This window comes from Yokenella regensburgei (genome assembly GCF_003634235.1).
Lineage (GTDB): Bacteria > Pseudomonadota > Gammaproteobacteria > Enterobacterales > Enterobacteriaceae > Yokenella > Yokenella regensburgei.
Window position 1 is genome coordinate 491,546 of record NZ_RBIZ01000003.1, and the last position, 21,225, is coordinate 512,770.

Below are 21,225 nucleotides of genomic sequence, written 5' to 3' on the forward strand. Positions count from 1 at the left end.
ATATAAGGAAACACCATGCAGGAATTAAACGGATTCTCGGTGCCAAAAGGGTTCCGGGGCGCTAACGGTATTAAGGTGCAGTTATGGTGGGCGGTGCAGGCCACGTTATTTGCCTGGTCGCCACAAATTCTCTACCGCTGGCGTGCCTTTTTATTACGCCTGTTTGGCGCAAAAATAGGAAAAAACGTAGTTATTCGGCCTTCGGTAAAAATTACCTATCCGTGGAAATTAACCATCGGGGATTACGCCTGGGTCGGCGATGACGCCGTGCTGTATACCCTGGGTGAAATTCATATTGGGGCGAACGCCGTCGTATCACAGAAGTGTTATTTGTGTACCGGTAGTCATGATTATCAGAGTGCGCATTTTGATATTAACGCCACGCCTGTTGTGGTGGGGGAAAAATGCTGGCTGGCGACGGATGTTTTCGTCGCCCCGGGCGTGACTATCGGTGATGGCACCGTCGTTGGCGCCCGCAGCAGCGTATTTAAGTCGCTACCGGCAAATACAATTTGTCGTGGCAACCCGGCAGTGGTAACGCGCGAGCGCGTTGAAACAGCGTTATAAAACAGAGGAATATAAACATGTCAAAAGTCGCTCTCATCACCGGCGTAACCGGGCAGGATGGTTCATACCTGGCAGAACTGCTGCTGGAAAAAGGCTATGAAGTTCACGGCATTAAGCGTCGTGCCTCTTCCTTCAACACCGAGCGTGTGGATCACATTTATCAGGATCCGCACAGCAGCAACCCGAAATTCCACCTGCACTACGGCGACCTGACGGACACCTCCAACCTGACCCGTATTCTGCAGGAAGTGCAGCCGGATGAGGTGTACAACCTGGGCGCAATGAGCCACGTGGCCGTCTCCTTCGAATCCCCGGAATATACCGCCGACGTTGATGCCATGGGCACGCTGCGTTTGCTGGAAGCCATTCGCTTCCTCGGCCTTGAGAAGAAAACCCGTTTCTATCAGGCATCGACCTCTGAGCTGTATGGTCTGGTGCAGGAAATCCCGCAGAAAGAGACCACCCCGTTCTACCCGCGTTCACCGTATGCGGTGGCGAAGCTGTACGCCTACTGGATAACCGTTAACTACCGCGAATCCTACGGTATGTACGCCTGTAACGGCATTCTGTTCAACCACGAGTCGCCGCGCCGTGGTGAAACCTTCGTGACCCGCAAAATTACCCGCGCTATTGCTAACATCGCCCAGGGCCTGGAATCCTGCCTGCACCTCGGCAACATGGACTCTCTGCGCGACTGGGGCCATGCCAAAGACTACGTCAAAATGCAGTGGATGATGCTGCAGCAGGAGCAGCCGGAAGACTTCGTGATTGCCACCGGCGTGCAGTACTCGGTGCGTCAGTTCGTTGAAATGGCGGCAGCACAGCTGGGCATCAAGCTGCGCTTTGAAGGCACCGGCGTGGAAGAGAAGGGGATTGTGGTCTCCGTCACCGGTCACGATGCACCTGGGGTGAAACCCGGCGACGTTATTGTGGAAGTTGACCCGCGCTACTTCCGTCCGGCAGAAGTGGAAACCCTGTTGGGCGATCCTTCCCGTGCCCATGAGAAGCTGGGCTGGAAGCCGGAAATCACCCTGCAGGAGATGGTCTCTGAAATGGTCGCCAAAGATCTGGAAGCCGCGAAGAAGCACTCGCTGCTGAAGTCCCACGGTTACGAGGTGGCCATCGCGCTGGAGTCCTGAACCATGAAAAAACAGCGTATTTTCGTGGCGGGCCACCGGGGAATGGTGGGCTCAGCCATTGTTCGGCAACTGGAGCCGCGTGAAAACGTGGAGCTGGTACTGCGTACCCGCGACCAGCTCAACCTGCTGGACAGCCGGGCGGTGAATGATTTCTTTGCCGCCGAGCGTATCGATCAGGTGTATCTGGCGGCGGCGAAAGTGGGCGGTATTGTCGCCAACAACAGCTTCCCGGCGGAATTCATCTTCGAGAACATGATGATTGAGAGCAACATCATTCACGCGGCACATGTGCACAACGTGAACAAGCTGCTGTTCCTCGGTTCATCCTGCATCTATCCGAAAATGGCGAAGCAGCCGATGGCGGAAAGCGAGCTGCTGCAGGGCAGCCTCGAACCGACCAACGAGCCGTACGCCATCGCCAAGATTGCCGGTATCAAACTGTGTGAGTCTTACAACCGCCAGTATGGTCGTGATTACCGCTCGGTCATGCCGACCAACCTGTACGGCCCGAACGATAATTTTCACCCGAGCAACTCGCACGTGATCCCGGCGCTGCTGCGTCGCTTTCACGAGGCGGCCCAGAGCAACGCACCAGAGGTGGTGGTGTGGGGCAGCGGTACGCCGATGCGTGAGTTCCTCCACGTAGACGACATGGCGGCCGCCAGCATCCACGTGATGGAGCTGGACCGCGATATCTGGCAGGAATTCACCCAGCCGATGCTGTCGCACATTAACGTCGGTACCGGGGTGGATTGCACCATCCGCGAACTGGCGCACACCCTGGCAAAAGTGGTGGGTTTCCAGGGGGAAGTGGTGTTTGACGCCAGTAAACCGGATGGCACTCCGCGTAAGCTGCTTGACGTCTCTCGCCTGCATCAGCTCGGCTGGTACCACGAAGTGACGCTGGAGGCCGGGCTTGCCAGCACCTACCAGTGGTTCCTCGCCAATCAGCAGCGTTTCCGGGGGTAACCATGTTTCTGAAGCATGAAGATTTTGCCACCGTAGTACGTTCAACGCCGCTGATCTCCCTGGATCTCATCGTCGAGAACGCGCGTGGAGAATTTCTGCTCGGGAAACGCAACAACCGTCCGGCGCAGGGCTACTGGTTTGTGCCGGGCGGACGCGTGCAGAAGGACGAAACGCTGGCGGACGCCTTTGTACGACTGACGCAGGCCGAGCTCGGCCTGTCGCTACCGCTTTCTGCTGGCGCATTCTATGGCGTCTGGCAGCATTTTTACGACGATAACTTCTCGGGCGACGATTTCAGTACTCACTATGTGGTGCTGGGCTTTCGCCTGCAGGTCGATGAACAACAGCTTGCGCTTCCGGATAGTCAGCACAACGATTATCGCTGGCTGACGCCTGAGCAGCTGTTGGCGACCGATAACGTCCACGACAACAGCCGCGCTTACTTTCTTCGGGAGCGTTTCGCTGGAGTACCAGGCTTATGAAAATTCTGGTCTATGGCATTAACTACTCGCCGGAGCTGACCGGCATCGGCAAATACACCGGTGAGATGGTGGAGTGGATGGCGCGCCAGGGGCACGAAGTGCGGGTTATTACCGCACCGCCGTACTACCCGGAGTGGAAGGTGGGGGAACGTTACTCCTCCTGGCGCTACTGCCGGGAAGAGGGCGATGCCACCGTCTGGCGATGCCCGCTGTATGTTCCAAAACAGCCTTCTACGCTGAAGCGCTTATTGCATCTTGGCAGTTTTGCGCTCAGTAGTTTCTTCCCGCTGATGGCCCAGCGCCGCTGGAAGCCGGACACCATCATTGGCGTGGTGCCGACGCTGTTCTGCACGCCGGGTATGCGCCTGCTCGCGAAGCTCTCCGGTGCCCGCACGCTGCTGCATATTCAGGATTATGAAGTGGACGCCATGCTCGGCCTGGGGATGGCGGGGCAGGGCAAGGGCGGAAAAGTGGCGAAGCTCGCCAGCGCCTTTGAGCGCAGCGGTTTGCTGAACGTCGATAACGTCTCCACGATTTCGCGCTCGATGATGAACAAAGCGCGGGAGAAAGGCGTGGCAGCGGAGAAGGTGATTTTCTTCCCCAACTGGTCGGAGACAGAACGTTTTCGCGACGTCAGTGCGACCCAGACGGTGGTGCTGCGCGAACAGCTGGGGTTGCCTGCGGATAAAAAGCTGCTGCTTTACTCCGGTAACATCGGCGAAAAGCAGGGGCTGGAGAATGTGATTGAAGTGGCGAAGCTGCACCAGAATGAGCCGTGGCTGTTCGTCATCGTCGGCCAGGGCGGTGGCAAAGCGCGGCTGGAAAAACTGGCCGCCAGCTACGAATTAACCAACGTCCGCTTTCTGCCGCTGCAGCCTTATGAAGCGCTGCCGGCGCTGCTCAGAATGGCTGACTGCCATCTGGTTATCCAGAAACGCGGTGCCGCGGATGCGGTGCTGCCCTCAAAGCTCACCAATATTCTGGCGGTGGGGGGAAATGCGCTTATCACCGCCGAAGCCAATACCGAATTAGGCCAGCTGTGCCGCGAGGTGCCGGGCATCGCCGTGTGCGTCGAGCCGGAATCGGTTCCGGCGCTGAGCGAAGGGATTAGCGCCGTCCTGGCGATGCCCAAAGAGAACCGTCAGGCACGCGAATATGCCGAGCGAACGCTCGAGAAAGAGAACGTGCTGAGTCAGTTTATTACCGCTATTTCTTCACACAACGAGTCGGGGTTAACAACATGAGTCAAGCGCAACTTTACCCGGTAGTGATGGCCGGTGGCTCCGGCAGCCGTTTGTGGCCGCTGTCCCGGGTGCTCTATCCGAAACAATTTCTCTGCCTGAAGGGCGACCTTACCATGCTGCAGGCGACCATTCATCGTCTGAACGGCGTGCAGTGCGAAAGCCCGGTGGTTATCTGCAATGAGCAGCACCGTTTTATCGTGGCGGAGCAGCTGCGCAAGCTTAATAAACTGACCGAGAATATTATCCTGGAGCCCGCCGGGCGTAACACCGCGCCGGCTATCGCGCTGGCGGCTATGGCGGCGGTGCGTCAGTCGCCGGATACCGATCCGCTGATGCTGGTGCTGGCGGCCGACCACGTGATTCAGGATGAAGAAGCGTTTCGCCGCGCGGTGCTTGACGCCATCCCCCACGCCGAAAACGGCAAGCTGGTGACGTTCGGCATTGTGCCGACGCTTCCGGAAACCGGCTACGGCTACATTCGCCGTGGTGAGGCCGTCTCCACTGCACAGGATACGCAGGCCTTCCAGGTGGCGCAGTTTGTTGAGAAACCGAACCTTGATACCGCCCAGGCGTACGTTGCCAGCGGTGAATACTACTGGAACAGCGGCATGTTCCTGTTCCGCGCCGGACGCTACCTTGAAGAGCTGAATAAATTCCGTCCGGACATCTACGGTGCCTGTGAACAGGCGATGGCGGTGGTTGACCCGGATCTCGACTTCATTCGCGTTGATGAAGCGGCGTTTCTCGCCTGCCCGGAGGAGTCCGTGGACTATGCGGTGATGGAGCGTACCGCCGACGCGGTGGTGGTGCCGATGGATGCGGGCTGGAGCGACGTTGGCTCCTGGTCTTCTCTGTGGGAAATCAGCCATCACACCGCGGAGGGCAATGTGCACCACGGCGACGTTATCAGCCATAAAACCGAGAACAGCTACGTGTACGCGGAATCGGGACTGGTGACCACCGTCGGGGTTAAGGATCTGGTCGTCGTCCAGACCAAAGACGCGGTGCTGATTGCCGACCGACACGCCGTTCAGGACGTAAAAAAAGTGGTTGAGCGCATCAAAGCTGATGGTCGCCATGAGCACCATATTCACCGCGAAGTATATCGCCCGTGGGGCAAGTATGACTCCATCGACGCCGGTGACCGCTACCAGGTGAAGCGCATCACCGTGAAGCCTGGCGAAGGGCTTTCGCTGCAGATGCACCACCATCGTGCGGAGCACTGGATTGTGGTGGCGGGCACCGCCAAAGTCACCATCAACGACGATATTACGCTGCTCGGTGAAAACGAGTCGGTGTATATCCCGCTTGGCGCCACCCACTGCCTGGAAAACCCCGGCAAGATCCCGCTCGACCTGATTGAGGTACGCTCCGGCTCCTATCTCGAAGAGGACGATGTCGTGCGCTTTGCCGACAGATACGGACGCGTGTAAGCACTACCCGGGTAAAAAAACAACCAACAAAAAATGGCCTTGCATGGTCAGGGCCTCCTGTTGCCTGAAAAAGGGTAAATCATGACAAAACTGACCTGTTTTAAAGCGTATGACATTCGCGGTCGACTGGGCGACGAGCTGAATGAAGATATTGCCTGGCGCATTGGCCGGGCCTATGGCGAATACCTGAAACCGAAGACCATCGTCCTGGGCGGCGACGTGCGCCTCACCAGCGAAGCGCTGAAGATGGCGCTGGCGAAGGGCCTGCGCGACGCGGGCGTTGATGTGCTGGATATCGGACTCTCCGGTACGGAGGAGATTTACTTCGCCACCTTCCACCTCGGCGTGGACGGCGGCATTGAAGTGACCGCCAGCCACAATCCGATGGACTACAACGGCATGAAGCTGGTGCGAGAAGGCGCCCGCCCGATAAGCGGCGACACCGGGCTGCGCGACGTACAGCGTCTGGCGGAGGCCAATGACTTCCCGGCTGTGGAGCCGTCGCAGCGCGGCGGTTATCAGAAAATCGACCTGCGCGAGGCGTATCTCGACCATCTGCTTGGCTACATCGACGTGAAAAACCTCAGGCCGCTGAAGTTGGTTATCAACTCCGGTAACGGCGCGGCGGGCCCGGTGGTGGATGCGCTGGAAGCGCGTTTTAAGGCGCTGAACGTGCCGGTCACCTTCATCAAAGTGCACAACACCCCTGACGGCAACTTCCCGAACGGTATTCCAAACCCGCTGCTGCCGGAGTGCCGGGCCGACACCCGCCATGCGGTCATTGAACACGGCGCCGACATGGGGATTGCCTTCGACGGCGATTTCGACCGCTGCTTCCTGTTCGATGAAACCGGACAGTTCATCGAAGGCTACTACATCGTTGGTCTGCTGGCGGAGGCGTTCCTCGAGCGCAACCCGGGGGCGAAAATTATTCATGACCCGCGTTTATCGTGGAACACCGTGGACGTGGTGAGCGCCGCAGGCGGTACGCCGGTGATGTCGAAAACCGGTCACGCTTTCATTAAGGAGCGCATGCGTCAGGAAGATGCGATTTACGGCGGCGAGATGAGCGCTCATCACTACTTCCGCGATTTTGCTTACTGCGACAGCGGGATGATCCCGTGGCTGCTGGTGGCTGAACTGCTGTGCCTGCGCGGTAAAACGCTGGGTGAGCTGGTGTGTGACCGCATGGCCGCCTTCCCGGCGAGCGGCGAAATCAACAGCAAGCTAGCGGAACCGGCGACCGCCATCGCCCGGGTGGCGGAACATTTTGCCAGCCACGCGCTGGAGGTCGACAACACCGATGGTATCAGCATGGCCTGGGCCGACTGGCGCTTTAACCTGCGCTCGTCGAATACCGAGCCGGTGGTGCGCCTGAACGTGGAGTCTCGCGGCGACCCGGCGCTGATGGAAGCGCGCACCCGGGACATTCTGGCACTGCTGAATCAGTAATACCTTTCCCCTCTCCGTGAGGCGAGGGGAAGTCAACTAACACAGGAACAACGATGACGACTCTAAGAAAGCGCGAACGAGCCAAAACGAATGCATCGTTAATCTCAATAGTGCAACGGTTCTCCGACATCACCATCATGCTGGGCGGCATGTGGCTGGTGTGCCGGAGCGTTGGCTTACCTTTTTTGTACCTGCATCTGCTGATGGCGCTGATAACGCTGGTGGTGTTTCAGATGATTGGCGGGCTGACCGATTTTTACCGCTCCTGGCGTGGAGTGCGTATGGCAACGGAGCTGCAGCTGCTGTTGCAGAACTGGACCCTGAGCCTGGTTTTCAGCGCCGGACTGCTGGCGTTCAACGATGATTTTAACGACAGCGCGCTGCTCTGGTTGATGTGGTATCTGGTGTCGAGCGTCGGCATGGTTGCCAGCCGTTCGTTGATCCGTTCGCTCGCCGGCTGGCTGCGTAATCAGGGTTACAACACTCGCCGCGTGGCGGTAGCCGGAGATTTACCCGCCGGGCAGGCGCTGCTCGACAGCTTTCGCAACCAGCCGTGGCTTGGCTACGAAGTGATGGGGACCTATCACGATGAACCGCCAGCACACGCCCAGGCGCAGTGGGCGGGGGATTATCAACAACTGCTCGACGACGCCCGTGGCGGCAAGATCCATAACGTCTATATCGCGATGGCGATGCGCGAAGAAACCTGCATCAAACGCCTGGTGAGTGACCTCGCCGATACCACCTGTTCGGTACTGCTGATCCCCGATGTTTTTACCTTCAATATTCTCCATTCGCGCACCGAAGAGGTGAACGGCGTACCAGTGGTGCCGTTGTATGACACCCCGCTATCGGGCATTAACCGGGTGATTAAACGCCTGGAAGACATCGTGCTCTCCTCGCTGATTTTGCTGCTGATATCTCCGGTGCTCTGTGCGATTGCGCTGGCGGTGAAACTCAACTCGCCGGGTCCGGTCATTTTCCGCCAGACCCGATACGGTATCGACGGCAAGCCCATCAAAGTGTGGAAATTTCGCTCCATGAAAGTGATGGAGAACGACAAGGTGGTGAAGCAGGCGACGCAGAACGATCCGCGCGTCACAAGCGTTGGTAGTTTTCTGCGCCGTACTTCGCTTGATGAACTGCCGCAGTTCATCAATGTGCTGACCGGTGGGATGTCGATAGTTGGCCCGCGGCCGCACGCCGTGGCGCATAACGAACAGTATCGACCGCTCATTGCAGGCTACATGCTGCGCCACAAAGTGAAGCCAGGAATTACCGGCTGGGCGCAGATCAACGGCTGGCGTGGCGAAACCGACACCCTCGAGAAGATGGAAAAACGCGTGGAGTTCGACCTTGAGTACATCCGTGAGTGGAGCTTGTGGTTTGACATCAAGATTGTTTTTCTGACGATTTTCAAAGGCTTTATTGGCAAAACGGCGTATTGAGGTAGCAGGATGAGCCTGAGAGAGAAAACCATCAGCGGGGCAAAGTGGTCGGCGATGGCGACGGTTGCCATTATCGGCCTGGGGCTGGTGCAGATGACGTGGCTGGCGCGCATTTTTGATAGCCACCAGTTTGGTCTTTTGACCGTATCGCTGGTGATTATTGCTCTCGCCGATACGCTGTCTGACTTCGGCATTGCCAACTCTATCATTCAGCGTAAAGCGATAAGTCGCCTTGAACTGACCACGCTCTACTGGCTGAACGTGGGGCTCGGGATTGTGGTGTTTGCGCTGGTGTTTGCCCTGAGCGACACCATTGCTCGGGTACTGCATAACCCGGATCTCGCGCCGCTTATCAAAACGCTGTCTCTGGCTTTTGTGATGATCCCGCACGGGCAGCAGTTCCGCGCGCTGATGCAAAAGGAGCTGGAGTTCAACAAGATTGGCCTGATTGAAACCAGCTCGGTAATGGCGGGCTTTAGCGTGACGGTGGTGAGCGCCTGGTTCTGGCCGTGGGCGATGACCGCGATTCTGGGGTATCTGGTGAATACGGCGGTACGAACGCTGCTGTTTGGCTGGTACGGGCGCAAGATTTATCGTCCGGGCCTGCATTTCTCGCTGGCCTCGGTGGCTTCTAATCTGCGTTTTGGTGCCTGGCTGACCGCCGACAGCATCATTAACTACGTGAACACCAACCTCTCAACGCTGGTGCTGGCGCGCATCCTGGGGGCGGGGGCGGCCGGGGGGTATAACCTCGCCTGGAACGTGGCGGTCGTGCCGCCGATGAAGCTAAACCCGATTATTACCCGAGTGCTGTTCCCGGCCTTCGCCAAAATTCAGGACGATACCGACAAGCTGCGCGTCAATTTTTACAAGCTGCTGTCGATAGTGGGCATTCTTAACTTCCCGGCGCTGCTTGGTCTGATGGTGGTCAGCAATAACTTTGTGCCGCTGGTGTTTGGGGAAAAGTGGGGCAGCATCGTGCCTGTCCTGCAATTGCTGTGCGTGGTTGGGCTGTTACGCTCGGTGGGGAATCCCATTGGCTCGCTGCTGATGGCCAAAGCGCGGGTGGATATCAGTTTCAAATTCAACGTCTTTAAAACGTTCCTGTTTATTCCGGCAATTATTGTCGGCGGGCATCTCGCCGGGGCGCTCGGCGTGACGACAGGCTTCCTGCTGGTACAAATCATCAACACCATTCTGAGCTACTTCGTGATGATAAAACCGGTGCTGGGCTCCAGCTACCGGGATTACATCCTGAGCCTGTGGCTGCCGTTCTGGCTCTCGATACCCACGCTTGTAGTGAGCTATGGGCTAGGCGTCGCACTCGATCAGCATCTGCCGCTGGGCGTGCTGCTGGCCGTGCAAATTGCAGGCGGTATTGCGGCGTTTCTCGCCATGCTGGTGGTCTCGCGCCACCCGCTGGTTGTGGAAATCAAGCGTCAGCTGTGCCGTAACGAAAAAATGAAAACGCTGCTCCGTGCAGGCTAATAAAGAGAAAACTATGAAATTACTCATTCTTGGCAACCATACCTGCGGCAATCGCGGCGACAGCGCTATTCTTCGCGGCCTGCTTGATGCCGTGATGACGCTGGAGCCCGAAGCGGAAGTCGATGTGATGAGCCGCTACCCGGTGAGCTCGTCGTGGCTGCTTGACCGCCCGGTGATGGGGGATCCGCTCTATTCCCAGATGAAACAGCACAACAATGCCGCCGGGGTGATGGGGCGGATCCGTAAAGTGCTGCGTCGGCGCTATCAGCACCAGGTGCTGCTTTCGCGGGTGACCGACAGCGGCAAGCTGCGCAACATTGCGATTGCCCAGGGTTTTACTGATTTCATCCGCCTGCTTTCGGGCTATGACGCCATTGTTCAGGTTGGTGGGTCGTTCTTCGTTGATTTGTACGGCGTATCGCAGTTCGAGCATGCGCTTTGTACGTTCATGGCGAAAAAGCCGCTGTACATGATTGGCCACAGCGTAGGGCCGTTCCAGGAGTCGCAGTTCAACCAACTGGCGAACTATGTCTTCGGCAACTGCAATGCGCTGGTGCTGCGCGAGTCCGTCAGTCTTGAGTTGATGAAGCGCAGCAGCATCGATACCCGTAAGGTGGAGATGGGCGTCGATACCGCTTGGCTGGTGGCGCATCAGGAGCAGGCGTTTGTGCCGAGCTACGCCGTGCAGCACTGGCTCGATCTGATTCAGGCGAAGAAAACCGTGGCCATTACGCTACGCGAGCTGGCTCCGTTCGATAAACGTCTTGGCACCACTCAGGAAGCGTATGAAAAAGCGTTTGCTGAGGTGGTTAACCGCATCACCGAAGAGGGATGTCAGGTCGTTGCGCTGTCGACCTGTACCGGTATCGACAGCTACAACAAAGATGACCGGATGGTCGCGCTGAAGGTGCAAAAACATCTGCGTCACCCGGAGCGCTATCACGTGGTGATGGATGAACTTAACGATCTGGAAATGGGCAAACTCCTTGGCGCCTGCGACCTGACCGTCGGCACGCGCCTGCATTCCGGCATTATCTCGATGAACTTTGGTACCCCGGCTATCGCCATTAACTATGAGCACAAGTCGGCGGGCATCATGCAGCAGTTGGGGATGCCGGAGATGGCAATCGACATCAGGCATCTGCTGGACGGTAGTTTATGCGCGATGGTGAGCGACACGCTGGGCCAGCTTCCGGCCATCAACAGCCGTCTGGCGCAGGCGGTTGCCATCGAGCGCGAGCACGGCATGCAGATGGTGCAGTCGGTACTAAAACGCATTAAGGAGCAGGCATGAAGGTTGGTTTCTTCTTACTGAAATTCCCGCTCTCCTCCGAGACCTTCGTACTCAACCAGATTGTGGCGTTTATCGAGATGGGCTACGAGGTGGAGATAATCGCGCTGCAGAAAGGGGATACCACCAATACTCACGCGGCCTGGCGCCAGTACCAACTGGCGGAGAAAACCCGTTGGCTGATGGAAGAGCCTGATGGTAAAGCCGGAAAGCTTAAACACCGCGCGCTCAGCACGATGCGCGGGTTGCTGCGCGCTTCCACCTGGAAGGCGCTCAACGTCCGCCGCTATGGCGATGAGTCACGTAACCTGATCCTCCCGGCTATCTGCGGGCTGAACCCGCAGCCGCTGGAGGCCGACGTGTTTATTGCACACTTTGGTCCGGCGGGGGTAACGGCAGCAAAGCTGCGTGAGCTTGGGGTAGTGAAAGGCAAAATTGCTACCGTGTTTCACGGCATTGATGTCTCAAGCCGCGCGGTGCTCAGGCATTACACCCCGGAATACCAGCAGCTGTTTCGCCGGGGTGACCTGATGCTGCCGATAAGCAATCTGTGGTCAGAGCGTCTGCAGGGAATGGGCTGCCCGAGCAGCAAAATAGCGGTCTCCAGAATGGGGGTCGATATGGGCAACTTCGCGCTGCGGCCGCTGAAAACGCCTGGCGAAACGCTGCAGATTATCTCCGTGGCGCGGCTCACCGAGAAAAAAGGGCTGCACGTGGCGATTGATGCCTGTCGTCAGCTCAGGGATATGGGGGTGAACTTCCATTACCGGATCCTGGGGATTGGCCCGTGGGAGCGCCGTCTGCGGACGCTTATCGAACAGCACCAGCTTGAGGGAGTGGTCGAGATGCCCGGTTTTAAACCGAGCCACGAGGTGAAAGCGATGCTGGATGCCGCCGACGTATTCCTGCTGCCCTCCATCACCGGTGCGGATGGCGATATGGAAGGTATTCCGGTGGCATTGATGGAGGCGATGGCGGTGGGTATTCCGGTGGTATCCACGCTGCATAGCGGCATTCCGGAGCTGATTGATGCTAACCAGTCGGGCTGGCTGGTGCCTGAGAATGACGCCACGGCGCTCGCCGAACGCCTGTGCACATTTTGCCATATGGATACGCAAACGCTGCGCCCGGTGGTGCAGCGCGCAAGGGAGAAAGTAGAAACCGAATTTAATCAACAGCGCATTAATCAGCAGCTGGCCTCGCTGCTGGGCACGCTGTAAGAGAGAGACATTATGGCTAACAACGTTCTCACGCTGACCCGACGCCGCTTTCTTGCCGCGGGCTCGGCGCTTGCCGCACTCCCTTTGCTTCACAGCTCACTGGCTCGCGCCGCGACCGCTGATGACGGAGCGGATATCCGTACCTTTGTGCGTAACAACGACTGGGTCGCCGCTTTCCGCCAGGCCTTCGACCAGCATGATGTGGTTTCCGTACCCGCCGGGGTGGTGTGCGATACCATCAATACCCGCATCGATATGCCACCGGGCAAAACGCTGCGGGTGGCGGGTGAACTAAAAGGAAGCGGTAAAGGACGTATCGCGCTGCAGGATAACTGCAACATCATCGGGAGTGCCGGCGGGAGCCTGCACAACGTTAACCTCGACGTGCGCGGATCTAACGTGCTTATCGAGGGGCTGAAGATGAGTGGTTTTGGCCCGGTATCGCAGATTTTCATCGGCGGGAAGCAGAACCAGCCTGCCGTGATGCGTAATCTGATAATCAAAGCGCTGACGATCACCCAGGCCAACTACGGCATTCTGCGGCAGGGTTTTCAGAACCAGATGGAAGGGGTCAAAATCGTCAACTGTCACTTCAGCGATCTGCAGGGCGATGCCATCGAATGGAACGTGGCCATCAATGATAAGAACATCCTGATCTCTGACCACGTCATCAACAACATCAACTGCACTAACGGCAATACCAGCTGGGGGATCGGGATTGGGCTTGCGGGCAGTACCTACGATAACGACTACCCCGAACATCAGAGCGTGAAAAACTTCGTGGTGGCAAACATCACCGGCAGCAACTGCCGCCAGCTCGTCCATGTGGAAAACGGCAAGCATTTTATTATTCGTAATATTAAAGCGACGAATATCCTGCCCGAGTTCAGCAAACAGGCGGGGCTTGATAACGCGACGGTGGCGATTTACGGCTGCAATAACTTCGTGATTGATGACGTGCAGATGGTGAACAGCGCCGGGATGCTGATTGGCTACGGCGTTATCCGTGGCGCTTATCTCTCTATTCCGCAGAATTTCCGCCTCAACAACGTGCAACTGGATAACAGTACGCTGCCCTATAAGGTGCGTGGCATTCAGATCTCGGCGGGGAATGCGCCGTCGTTCGTCTCTGTCACCAACCTCAATCTTAAACACGCCTCGCTTGAGATACTCAACAAGCCGCAGCACCTCTTTATGCGCAATATCCATGTGATGCAGGAGGCCAGCCGTGGCCCGGCTTTGAAGCTCAACTTCGACATGCGTCGCGACGTGAGGGGCCGGTTTATGGCGAAGGACGACACCCTGCTGGCGCTGACAAACATTACTGCTGTGAATGAAAACGGTCAGCCGTCGGTGGACATTGACCGGATAGACCAACACGTGGTGAACGCAGAGCAGCTGAATTTTCACTTGCCAGGGCGCTGATTTCCGACGATTCCTGGAAACACTGGTTAACTCTCGGAACAAAGCGGATATTTTACCGCCGCAAGCCAGGTACAATCACAAAACCTACTGGATAAAACGGCTTTAAAGGCTATAATTCTTCAACGATTTACAGGTGGATACGCTAATGGTTAATTTGAAAGCAGTCATTCCGGTAGCAGGTTTGGGCATGCATATGTTGCCCGCCACAAAAGCCATTCCGAAAGAGATGCTGCCGATTGTCGACAAACCAATGATTCAATACATTGTCGATGAAGTTGTTGCTGCAGGAATCAAAGAAATCGTCCTGGTCACCCATGCCTCCAAGAATGCGGTGGAAAACCACTTCGACACCTCCTACGAACTTGAGTCACTGCTTGAACAGCGCGTGAAGCGCCAGCTGCTGGCTGAGGTGAAGTCTATTTGTCCGCCAGGCGTGACCATCATGAACGTCCGCCAGGCGCAGCCTCTGGGGCTTGGCCACTCTATTTTGTGCGCGCGCCCAATCGTGGGCGATAACCCGTTTGTCGTGGTACTGCCGGATATCATCATCGATGATGCTACCGCCGATCCGCTGCGCTATAACCTTGCCGCAATGGTGGCTCGTTTCAATGAAACTGGTCGTAGCCAGGTACTGGCGAAGCATATGGCAGGCGATCTCAGCGAGTACTCGGTCATTGAGACCAAAGAGCCGCTGGACAGCGAAGGTAAAGTCAGCCGTATCGTCGAGTTCGTTGAAAAACCGGATCAGCCGCAGACTCTGGATTCTGACCTGATGGCCGTTGGTCGCTATGTGCTTTCTGCGGATATCTGGCCTGAGCTGGAACGTACCGAGCCGGGTGCCTGGGAGCGTATTCAGTTGACGGATGCTATCGCCGAGCTGGCGAAAAAACAGTCTGTGGATGCCATGCTGATGACCGGTGACGCCTACGATTGTGGCAAGAAAATGGGCTACATGCAGGCTTTCGTACAGTACGGGCTGCGCAACCTGAAAGAAGGGGCGAAGTTCCGCAAAAGCATCGAAAAACTGCTGGCTGAGTAAGGCCCGCAGCGATGCTATACATTGATTAAATGTATACCTATGAACGGCAGTTGGGTATTTAAAAACCAAACGGGTTTTTAGAATGCCGCTGCCGTTTTGTCATTTAAATCAATCACTAAAAAAAGCAGTTGCATTTATTTTTGATGATTGTACGTAGGAATTGTCCTTGTCATAAAGTGCGATTAGGACCACAATGCGTCATCAAATTTTAACATGTTCTGACTGCGTAAAAACGCGGCAGGGCAGCAGACTTTCTATGCGTTTAGTGCACTGGTAGCTATTGAGCCAGGGGCGGTAGCGTATCTCGCATTAGCGAATAAGCATAACTCATTGTTTCTGAATATCTTAAGAGCGAAATAAACGTGAAAATTCTGGTCACTGGTGGGGCAGGCTTTATTGGGTCTGCAGTGGTACGACATATTATCAATGATACGCAGGATTCCGTGGTCAATGTCGATAAGCTGACTTATGCAGGCAATCTTGAATCGCTGGCCGACGTCGCGCACAGCGATCGCTATCGTTTTGAACATGCCGACATCTGCGACAGTGATGCGATGGCGCGTATTTTTGCAAAGCACCAGCCGGATGCCGTGATGCATCTGGCGGCAGAGAGCCACGTTGATCGTTCGATCACTGGCCCGGCAGCTTTTATCGAAACCAATATTGTGGGTACCTACGTACTGCTGGAAGCCAGTCGCCAGTACTGGTCATCATTAAGTGCTGAGAAGAAAACCGCATTCCGTTTCCACCATATCTCAACTGATGAAGTGTATGGTGACCTTCCTCACCCAGATGAAGTAGCGAAGGGCAGTGAACTGCCGCTGTTTACCGAAAAAACAGCCTACGCACCGAGTAGTCCTTACTCTGCATCAAAAGCCTCCAGTGACCATCTGGTTCGCGCCTGGCTGCGTACCTACGGTTTCCCGACCATTGTGACCAACTGTTCTAACAACTACGGTCCTTACCACTTCCCGGAAAAACTGATCCCATTGGTTATCCTCAACGCCCTGGAAGGCAAATCCCTGCCGGTTTACGGTAAAGGCGATCAGATCCGCGACTGGTTGTACGTTGAAGACCACGCGCGCGCGCTTTATACCGTGGTGACACAGGGTAAAATTGGTGAAACCTACAACATCGGCGGCCACAACGAGAAGCAAAATCTGGATGTGGTGCACACTATCTGCTCCCTGCTGGATGAAATCGTTCCGAAAGAAGGCTCCTATCGCGACCAGATAACTTACGTTGCTGACCGCCCGGGACACGATCGCCGCTACGCCATTGATGCCGAGAAAATTGGTCTGGAATTGGGCTGGAAACCGCGGGAAACCTTCGAAAGCGGGATCCGCAAAACGGTGGAATGGTATCTGACCAACACCCAGTGGGTAGAGAACGTGAAAAGCGGCAGCTACAAGTCGTGGATTGAAGAAAATTACCAGAATCGCTAACAGCGGCTCGATTTATTTTAGATAGTGATGTATGCGTTTTTAGCTGACAGGGGATGGCAATGAAAGTATTGGTGACTGGCGGAACCGGGTTTCTTGGTACTGCGTTAGTCCAGGCGTTGAAATCATCAGGGCATCAGGTGATATTAACAACGCGTCGGCAGGAAGATATTGAACAGGGAATTTACAACCTGGGTGATATTTCAGCGGAAACCAACTGGGTAAACCTTCTGCAAGGATGCGATACCGTCATTCATACTGCGGGAAGGGCACATATCCTGAATGATAATGCTCAGGATGCATTAGCTGAATTTCGCCGTGTTAATCACGACGCGACCTTGAAATTGGCTAAAGATGCCGCCAACTGCGGCGTAAAGCATTTCATTTTCATCAGCTCGATTGGTGTGAACGGCAATGCTACCTCAGGAACCCCCTTTACTGAAGCATCAGAACCGCGGCCAACTTCTGACTACGCCATTTCTAAACTTGAGGCTGAGCAAAGTCTGCGGCAAACCTTTACCAATAGCGAAATGGCGGTAACCATCGTCCGTCCGGCGCTGATCTGTGGTGAAAATGCGCCAGGTAATATCCAGCGCCTGTTAAAACTGGTGTCGAAAAATCTGCCGTTACCGTTTAAAAACGTGAATAACAAGCGTGCGCTGGTGTCGCTGGACAACGTTGTCAGCTTTATTAATGAATGCGTCGTGAATGATAAGTCGAAAAATCAACTCTACCTGCTCGCCGATGCAGAGCGACCCTCAACCGAGGATATGATTAACGCCTTTGCGACTGGAATGGGTATTCACGCAAAAATTATCTATTTCCCGAAGAGCGTCCTGAAATTATTGCTTTCGGCCGTGGGTAAAGCTGGAATTTACGATCAGTTATTCGGCGATCTTGAAGTTGATGCCAGTAAATCGAGAGAGCAACTGCACTGGACACCGCCGATAACGCTGCATGAAACTATGAAAAAAACGGCGAAATATTATATCGAAGGTAATAAATAATGTTGGATTTAGGGATCGTAATATTCGCATTTTTAGTGTCATGTGCACTGACCTGGGGGTTACGCGGTTATGCGATTAAACATAACGTGATTGACCGACCAAACCAGAGAAGCTCGCATTCTGTGCCAACGCCGCGTGGGGGTGGGGTGGCTATTGTCCTGACGCTTTTAGCCGCACTGGTGTGGTTTTATTTCAGCAACGCGCTGACGGTAGATGGTTTCTTAGGTTTATTCATTCCGGGGTTAATTGTTGCCGTAATCGGGTTCCTGGATGACCATGGTCATATTGCGGCACGCTGGCGTCTGCTGATGCATTTCCTGGCAGCGGCAATTGGCCTGTATTTCTTAGGTTCTTTCCCGATTATTACTCTGTTTGGTTACGATCTCTCATTATCATGGATTGGGATGATTCTGGGCTGCTTCTATTTGGTCTGGATGTTGAATTTATACAATTTCATGGATGGGATTAACGGTTTAGCCAGTTCGGAAGCGATCACCTTTGCGGCAAGCAGTGCGATGTTAATGGTCGTTAACCAGTATACGCTTGCTCCTGGTAGCATCTATCCACTGACACTTGCCCTTGTTGGTGCTGCTGCCGGTTTTATTGTCTGGAACTTCCCGGCTGCCAAAATCTTTATGGGGGATGCCGGAAGCGGTTTCCTCGGAATAACCATCGGGCTGATGATCCTCCATATTGCGAAAGTTGATTCACACTTCTTTATTGCAGAGCTATGTTTGCTGGGTGTTTTCATCGTCGACGCCACCACCACGCTGCTGCGCAGAGTGGTTGCCGGTAAGAAAGTCTACGAAGCGCATGCGAGCCATGGTTATCAGATCCTTGCCCGGAAATATGGCAGTCATGTTCCGGTGACGCTGATGGCGATTGCCGTTAACCTGCTCTGGCTCTTGCCAATTGCTTATCTGATTGCAGCAGCCAAAATTGATGGCATCGTGGGTCTGATTATCGCCTGGTTACCGCTGTTCTTTGTGGCATTCAAATGTGGTGCTGGCGTGAAAGACAAAGAGAGCAACGTCAATGCATGACCTGATGATTTTGGGGGCTGGTGGCCATGGACGCACGCTATGCGAAATGGCCAGACTACTGGGCTATGCGGATATTGTGTTTCTCGATGAGAATGCATCCCTTTGCCATGAGACCAACAAACTCATTATTGGTAAAATTTCAGAGCTACCGTTACATATCAAAAAGGCTAATAACATCGTTATTGGCATTGGAAATAATAAAGTCAGAGAACAACTCTATCAGCAGGTTATCAGCTTAGGTATCCAACCTGTCACGCTTATACATCCATCGGCATTTGTCAGCTCGTCGGCAACAATAGCTGATGGCTCAGTGGTATTAGCGATGGCTGTGGTGGGTGCTAACGCAACATTAGGTATATGCACGATTGTAAATAGCCATTCGACAGTAGACCATGATTCCATTCTCGGTGATTTTGCTCACTTAGGTGTTGGTGTTCATCTTGCAGGAAGTGCTGACATTGGGAAATCAGCTTTTCTGCAGGCTGGTACAGTGGGTGGTTATAATGCAAAAGTGGACGATGACTCAGTGTGCCCTGCTGGTTCTATTTTATAAACTGAAGGCAAGCTTTAACGAGGCGACTAGTTTTTAGTATGCTAACTTATTTAATATCTTTACCAAGACCAATAAAACGAATCATTACGTTATCTATCGATGTTGTACTGCTCTTATGCGCGTTCTGGTTTGCGTTTTGGGTACGTATAGATTCACTGACACCGTTATATAGTACGCCACATTGGCTATTGATATTTTCAATAATCGTCGTCACTTTGGCAATATTTGTCAGGCTGGGGCTGTACCGTGCAGTTATTCGCTATATTACGGCTAAGATTCTGCTGGTTGTGGCAGTTGGTATGTGTATATCGTCCATATTGCTGATTATTGCGGCGTTCTATACCAATCTTTATCTGCCGAGAACGATTCCATTCATTTACTTCTCATTTGGCTTACTGCTTATCGCCGGTTCAAGACTCGGAATGCGTATGCTGGTAAACCGCGGCATGAAGCGGGGCACCCGAGTCGTCATTTACGGTGCTGGGGCGTCTGGTCGTCAGTTGCTGCCAGCGTTGAGCCAGATGGATGAGTATTATCCGGTTGCATTTGTCGATGACAACCGTGCCCTGCAGGGACAGGTTATTCACGGCGTCAGCGTTTTTGCACCAGAAAAACTGGCCTGGCTGGTTGAGAAATACGAAGCGAAGAAAATTTTGCTGGCGATGCCAAGTGCCAGTCGTGCCAGAAAAAATGAAGTGATTAAGACACTGGAAGGTTTACCTTGTGAGGTGCTTTCTATTCCTGGGATGGTCGACCTGGTAGAAGGTAAAGCGCGTATCGATGCGTTACGCAAAGTGGTCATCACCGATCTCCTGGGGCGTGACCCTGTTTCGCCAATTCCGGAATTAGTATCCCGTAATATCAACGGGAAAACGGTTATGGTTACAGGTGCAGGCGGTTCCATTGGTTCTGAACTGTGCCGGCAGATAATCAAAAATAAGCCCGATCAGCTTATTCTGTTCGAGCTGTCAGAGTTCTCACTGTACTCCATTGATTCTGAACTGCGTAATCTGAATCTCAGCCAGGATTTGCAGGTTAAGATTTACCCAATTCTTGGCAACGTGCAGGATAAAGAGCATCTCGAAAGATTAATTAAAGCATTCAACATCGACACGATTTATCACGCCGCGGCGTATAAACATGTGCCTCTTGTTGAGTTCAACGTCCTTGATGGCGTTCGCAATAATATCTTCGGTACTTTGTGCTGTGCCCAGGCGGCGGCGACCTGCGGTGTGGAAAACTTTGTTTTAATTTCCACCGATAAAGCGGTACGACCTACAAATACAATGGGTGCGACCAAACGTATGGCGGAGTTGGTGCTGCAGGCATTAGCGAAGGAATACAGCAAGACCTGCTTTAGCATGGTTCGTTTTGGCAACGTGCTGGGTTCTTCGGGCTCAGTTGTGCCGCTGTTTGAAAAACAGATTGCCTCTGGTGGTCCGGTCACGTTGACTCACCAGGATATCACGCGTTACTTCATGACTATCCCTGAGGCGGCGCAATTAGTGATTCAGGCAGGAGCGATGGGAACCGGTGGCGATGTTTTTGTTCTCGATATGGGTGAGCCGGTGAAAATTATCGACCTTGCGCACCGTATGATTGCGCTACAGGGGCTCTCCGTTCGCGATGACAAAAATCCGTACGGCGATATTGCGGTTAAAACGACGGGTTTGCGTCCGGGTGAAAAACTTTATGAAGAGTTGCTTATTGGCGACAATGTGTCCACGACGCAACACCCGCGTATTAAGACTGCTAACGAAGTGATGTTACCGTGGAGCGAGATGAGCGCTATTCTTGCGGATCTGGACAGTGCCTGTCGTGAATTTGACTACGAGCGGGTGCGTGAGATCTTGCTGAAGGCACCAACAGCATTTAACCCTACTGATGGCATCTGTGACTTACTCTGGAAAGAAAAAACGGTTTCTACCCACTAATCACTTTTGCAGCGTTGAGTGTTAACTCTTTATTCAGGTTGGAAAGACG

The 21,225-nt window shown here is 54.5% G+C and carries 18 protein-coding genes; all 18 read left to right on the forward strand.

The genetic code is table 11. The features are described 5' to 3' along the window. Positions 1–15: 15 nt before the first annotated feature. The 18 genes from wcaF (at position 16) to C7387_RS02430 (ending at position 21,176) form a co-directional block, all read left to right on the forward strand. Positions 16–567: a colanic acid biosynthesis acetyltransferase WcaF gene (wcaF, locus tag C7387_RS02345; RefSeq protein WP_006820762.1), complete on the forward strand. Its 552-nt coding sequence runs from the start codon at positions 16–18 to the stop codon at positions 565–567. A gap of 17 nt (positions 568–584) precedes the next feature. Then, positions 585–1,706: a GDP-mannose 4,6-dehydratase gene (gene gmd / locus C7387_RS02350; RefSeq protein WP_006820761.1), complete on the forward strand. Its 1,122-nt coding sequence runs from the start codon at positions 585–587 to the stop codon at positions 1,704–1,706. A gap of 3 nt (positions 1,707–1,709) precedes the next feature. Continuing rightward, positions 1,710–2,675 (forward strand): GDP-L-fucose synthase, encoded by a 966-nt coding sequence (gene fcl / locus C7387_RS02355; RefSeq protein WP_038256475.1) that lies wholly within the window; start codon positions 1,710–1,712, stop codon positions 2,673–2,675. Between the two features lie 2 nt (positions 2,676–2,677). After that, positions 2,678–3,157: a GDP-mannose mannosyl hydrolase gene (locus tag C7387_RS02360; protein WP_120815954.1), complete on the forward strand. Its 480-nt coding sequence runs from the start codon at positions 2,678–2,680 to the stop codon at positions 3,155–3,157. Next, positions 3,154–4,401: a colanic acid biosynthesis fucosyltransferase WcaI gene (wcaI, locus tag C7387_RS02365; protein WP_120815955.1), complete on the forward strand. Its 1,248-nt coding sequence runs from the start codon at positions 3,154–3,156 to the stop codon at positions 4,399–4,401. Before C7387_RS02360 ends, wcaI begins: the two co-directional genes overlap by 4 nt. Then, complete coding sequence (cpsB, locus tag C7387_RS02370; protein ID WP_120815956.1) at positions 4,398–5,834, forward strand: mannose-1-phosphate guanyltransferase; 1,437 nt, start codon at positions 4,398–4,400, stop codon at positions 5,832–5,834. The genes wcaI and cpsB overlap by 4 nt, the downstream gene beginning before the upstream one ends. Positions 5,835–5,915: 81 nt before the next feature. Next, the gene (cpsG, locus tag C7387_RS02375) at positions 5,916–7,286 is read left to right on the forward strand and encodes a colanic acid biosynthesis phosphomannomutase CpsG (protein ID WP_120815957.1); all 1,371 of its coding nucleotides are present in this window, start codon (positions 5,916–5,918) and stop codon (positions 7,284–7,286) included. Between the two features lie 53 nt (positions 7,287–7,339). Beyond that, on the forward strand, positions 7,340–8,734 hold the full coding sequence (wcaJ, locus tag C7387_RS02380; RefSeq protein ID WP_120815958.1) for an undecaprenyl-phosphate glucose phosphotransferase: 1,395 nt from the start codon (positions 7,340–7,342) through the stop codon (positions 8,732–8,734). 9 nt (positions 8,735–8,743) lie between these two features. Then, positions 8,744–10,222, forward strand: a complete 1,479-nt coding sequence (locus C7387_RS02385; RefSeq protein WP_120815959.1) for an MOP flippase family protein — start codon at positions 8,744–8,746, stop codon at positions 10,220–10,222. 13 nt (positions 10,223–10,235) lie between these two features. Continuing rightward, positions 10,236–11,516: a colanic acid biosynthesis pyruvyl transferase WcaK gene (gene wcaK, locus C7387_RS02390; RefSeq protein ID WP_120816712.1), complete on the forward strand. Its 1,281-nt coding sequence runs from the start codon at positions 10,236–10,238 to the stop codon at positions 11,514–11,516. Further along, on the forward strand, positions 11,513–12,733 hold the full coding sequence (wcaL, locus tag C7387_RS02395; RefSeq protein WP_120815960.1) for a colanic acid biosynthesis glycosyltransferase WcaL: 1,221 nt from the start codon (positions 11,513–11,515) through the stop codon (positions 12,731–12,733). Before wcaK ends, wcaL begins: the two co-directional genes overlap by 4 nt. A 12-nt stretch (positions 12,734–12,745) precedes the next feature. Next, positions 12,746–14,158: a colanic acid biosynthesis protein WcaM gene (gene wcaM / locus C7387_RS02400; RefSeq protein ID WP_006820751.1), complete on the forward strand. Its 1,413-nt coding sequence runs from the start codon at positions 12,746–12,748 to the stop codon at positions 14,156–14,158. 145 nt (positions 14,159–14,303) lie between these two features. Next, positions 14,304–15,197, forward strand: a complete 894-nt coding sequence (galF, locus tag C7387_RS02405; RefSeq protein WP_006820750.1) for a GalU regulator GalF — start codon at positions 14,304–14,306, stop codon at positions 15,195–15,197. Positions 15,198–15,559: 362 nt separating this feature from the next. After that, positions 15,560–16,642, forward strand: coding sequence for a dTDP-glucose 4,6-dehydratase (rfbB, locus tag C7387_RS02410; RefSeq protein ID WP_120815961.1), 1,083 nt, complete (start codon positions 15,560–15,562; stop codon positions 16,640–16,642). 59 nt (positions 16,643–16,701) lie between these two features. Further along, positions 16,702–17,646, forward strand: coding sequence for an NAD-dependent epimerase/dehydratase family protein (locus C7387_RS02415; protein ID WP_038256521.1), 945 nt, complete (start codon positions 16,702–16,704; stop codon positions 17,644–17,646). Further along, positions 17,646–18,689 carry an MraY family glycosyltransferase gene (locus C7387_RS02420; RefSeq protein WP_006820747.1) on the forward strand — a complete coding sequence of 348 codons (1,044 nt, stop codon included), beginning with the start codon at positions 17,646–17,648 and terminating at the stop codon, positions 18,687–18,689. The genes C7387_RS02415 and C7387_RS02420 overlap by 1 nt, the downstream gene beginning before the upstream one ends. Beyond that, positions 18,682–19,242 carry a PglD-related sugar-binding protein gene (locus tag C7387_RS02425; protein WP_120815962.1) on the forward strand — a complete coding sequence of 187 codons (561 nt, stop codon included), beginning with the start codon at positions 18,682–18,684 and terminating at the stop codon, positions 19,240–19,242. Before C7387_RS02420 ends, C7387_RS02425 begins: the two co-directional genes overlap by 8 nt. 38 nt (positions 19,243–19,280) lie before the next feature. Continuing rightward, positions 19,281–21,176 (forward strand): polysaccharide biosynthesis protein, encoded by a 1,896-nt coding sequence (locus C7387_RS02430; protein ID WP_038256524.1) that lies wholly within the window; start codon positions 19,281–19,283, stop codon positions 21,174–21,176. Positions 21,177–21,225: the final 49 nt, after the last annotated feature.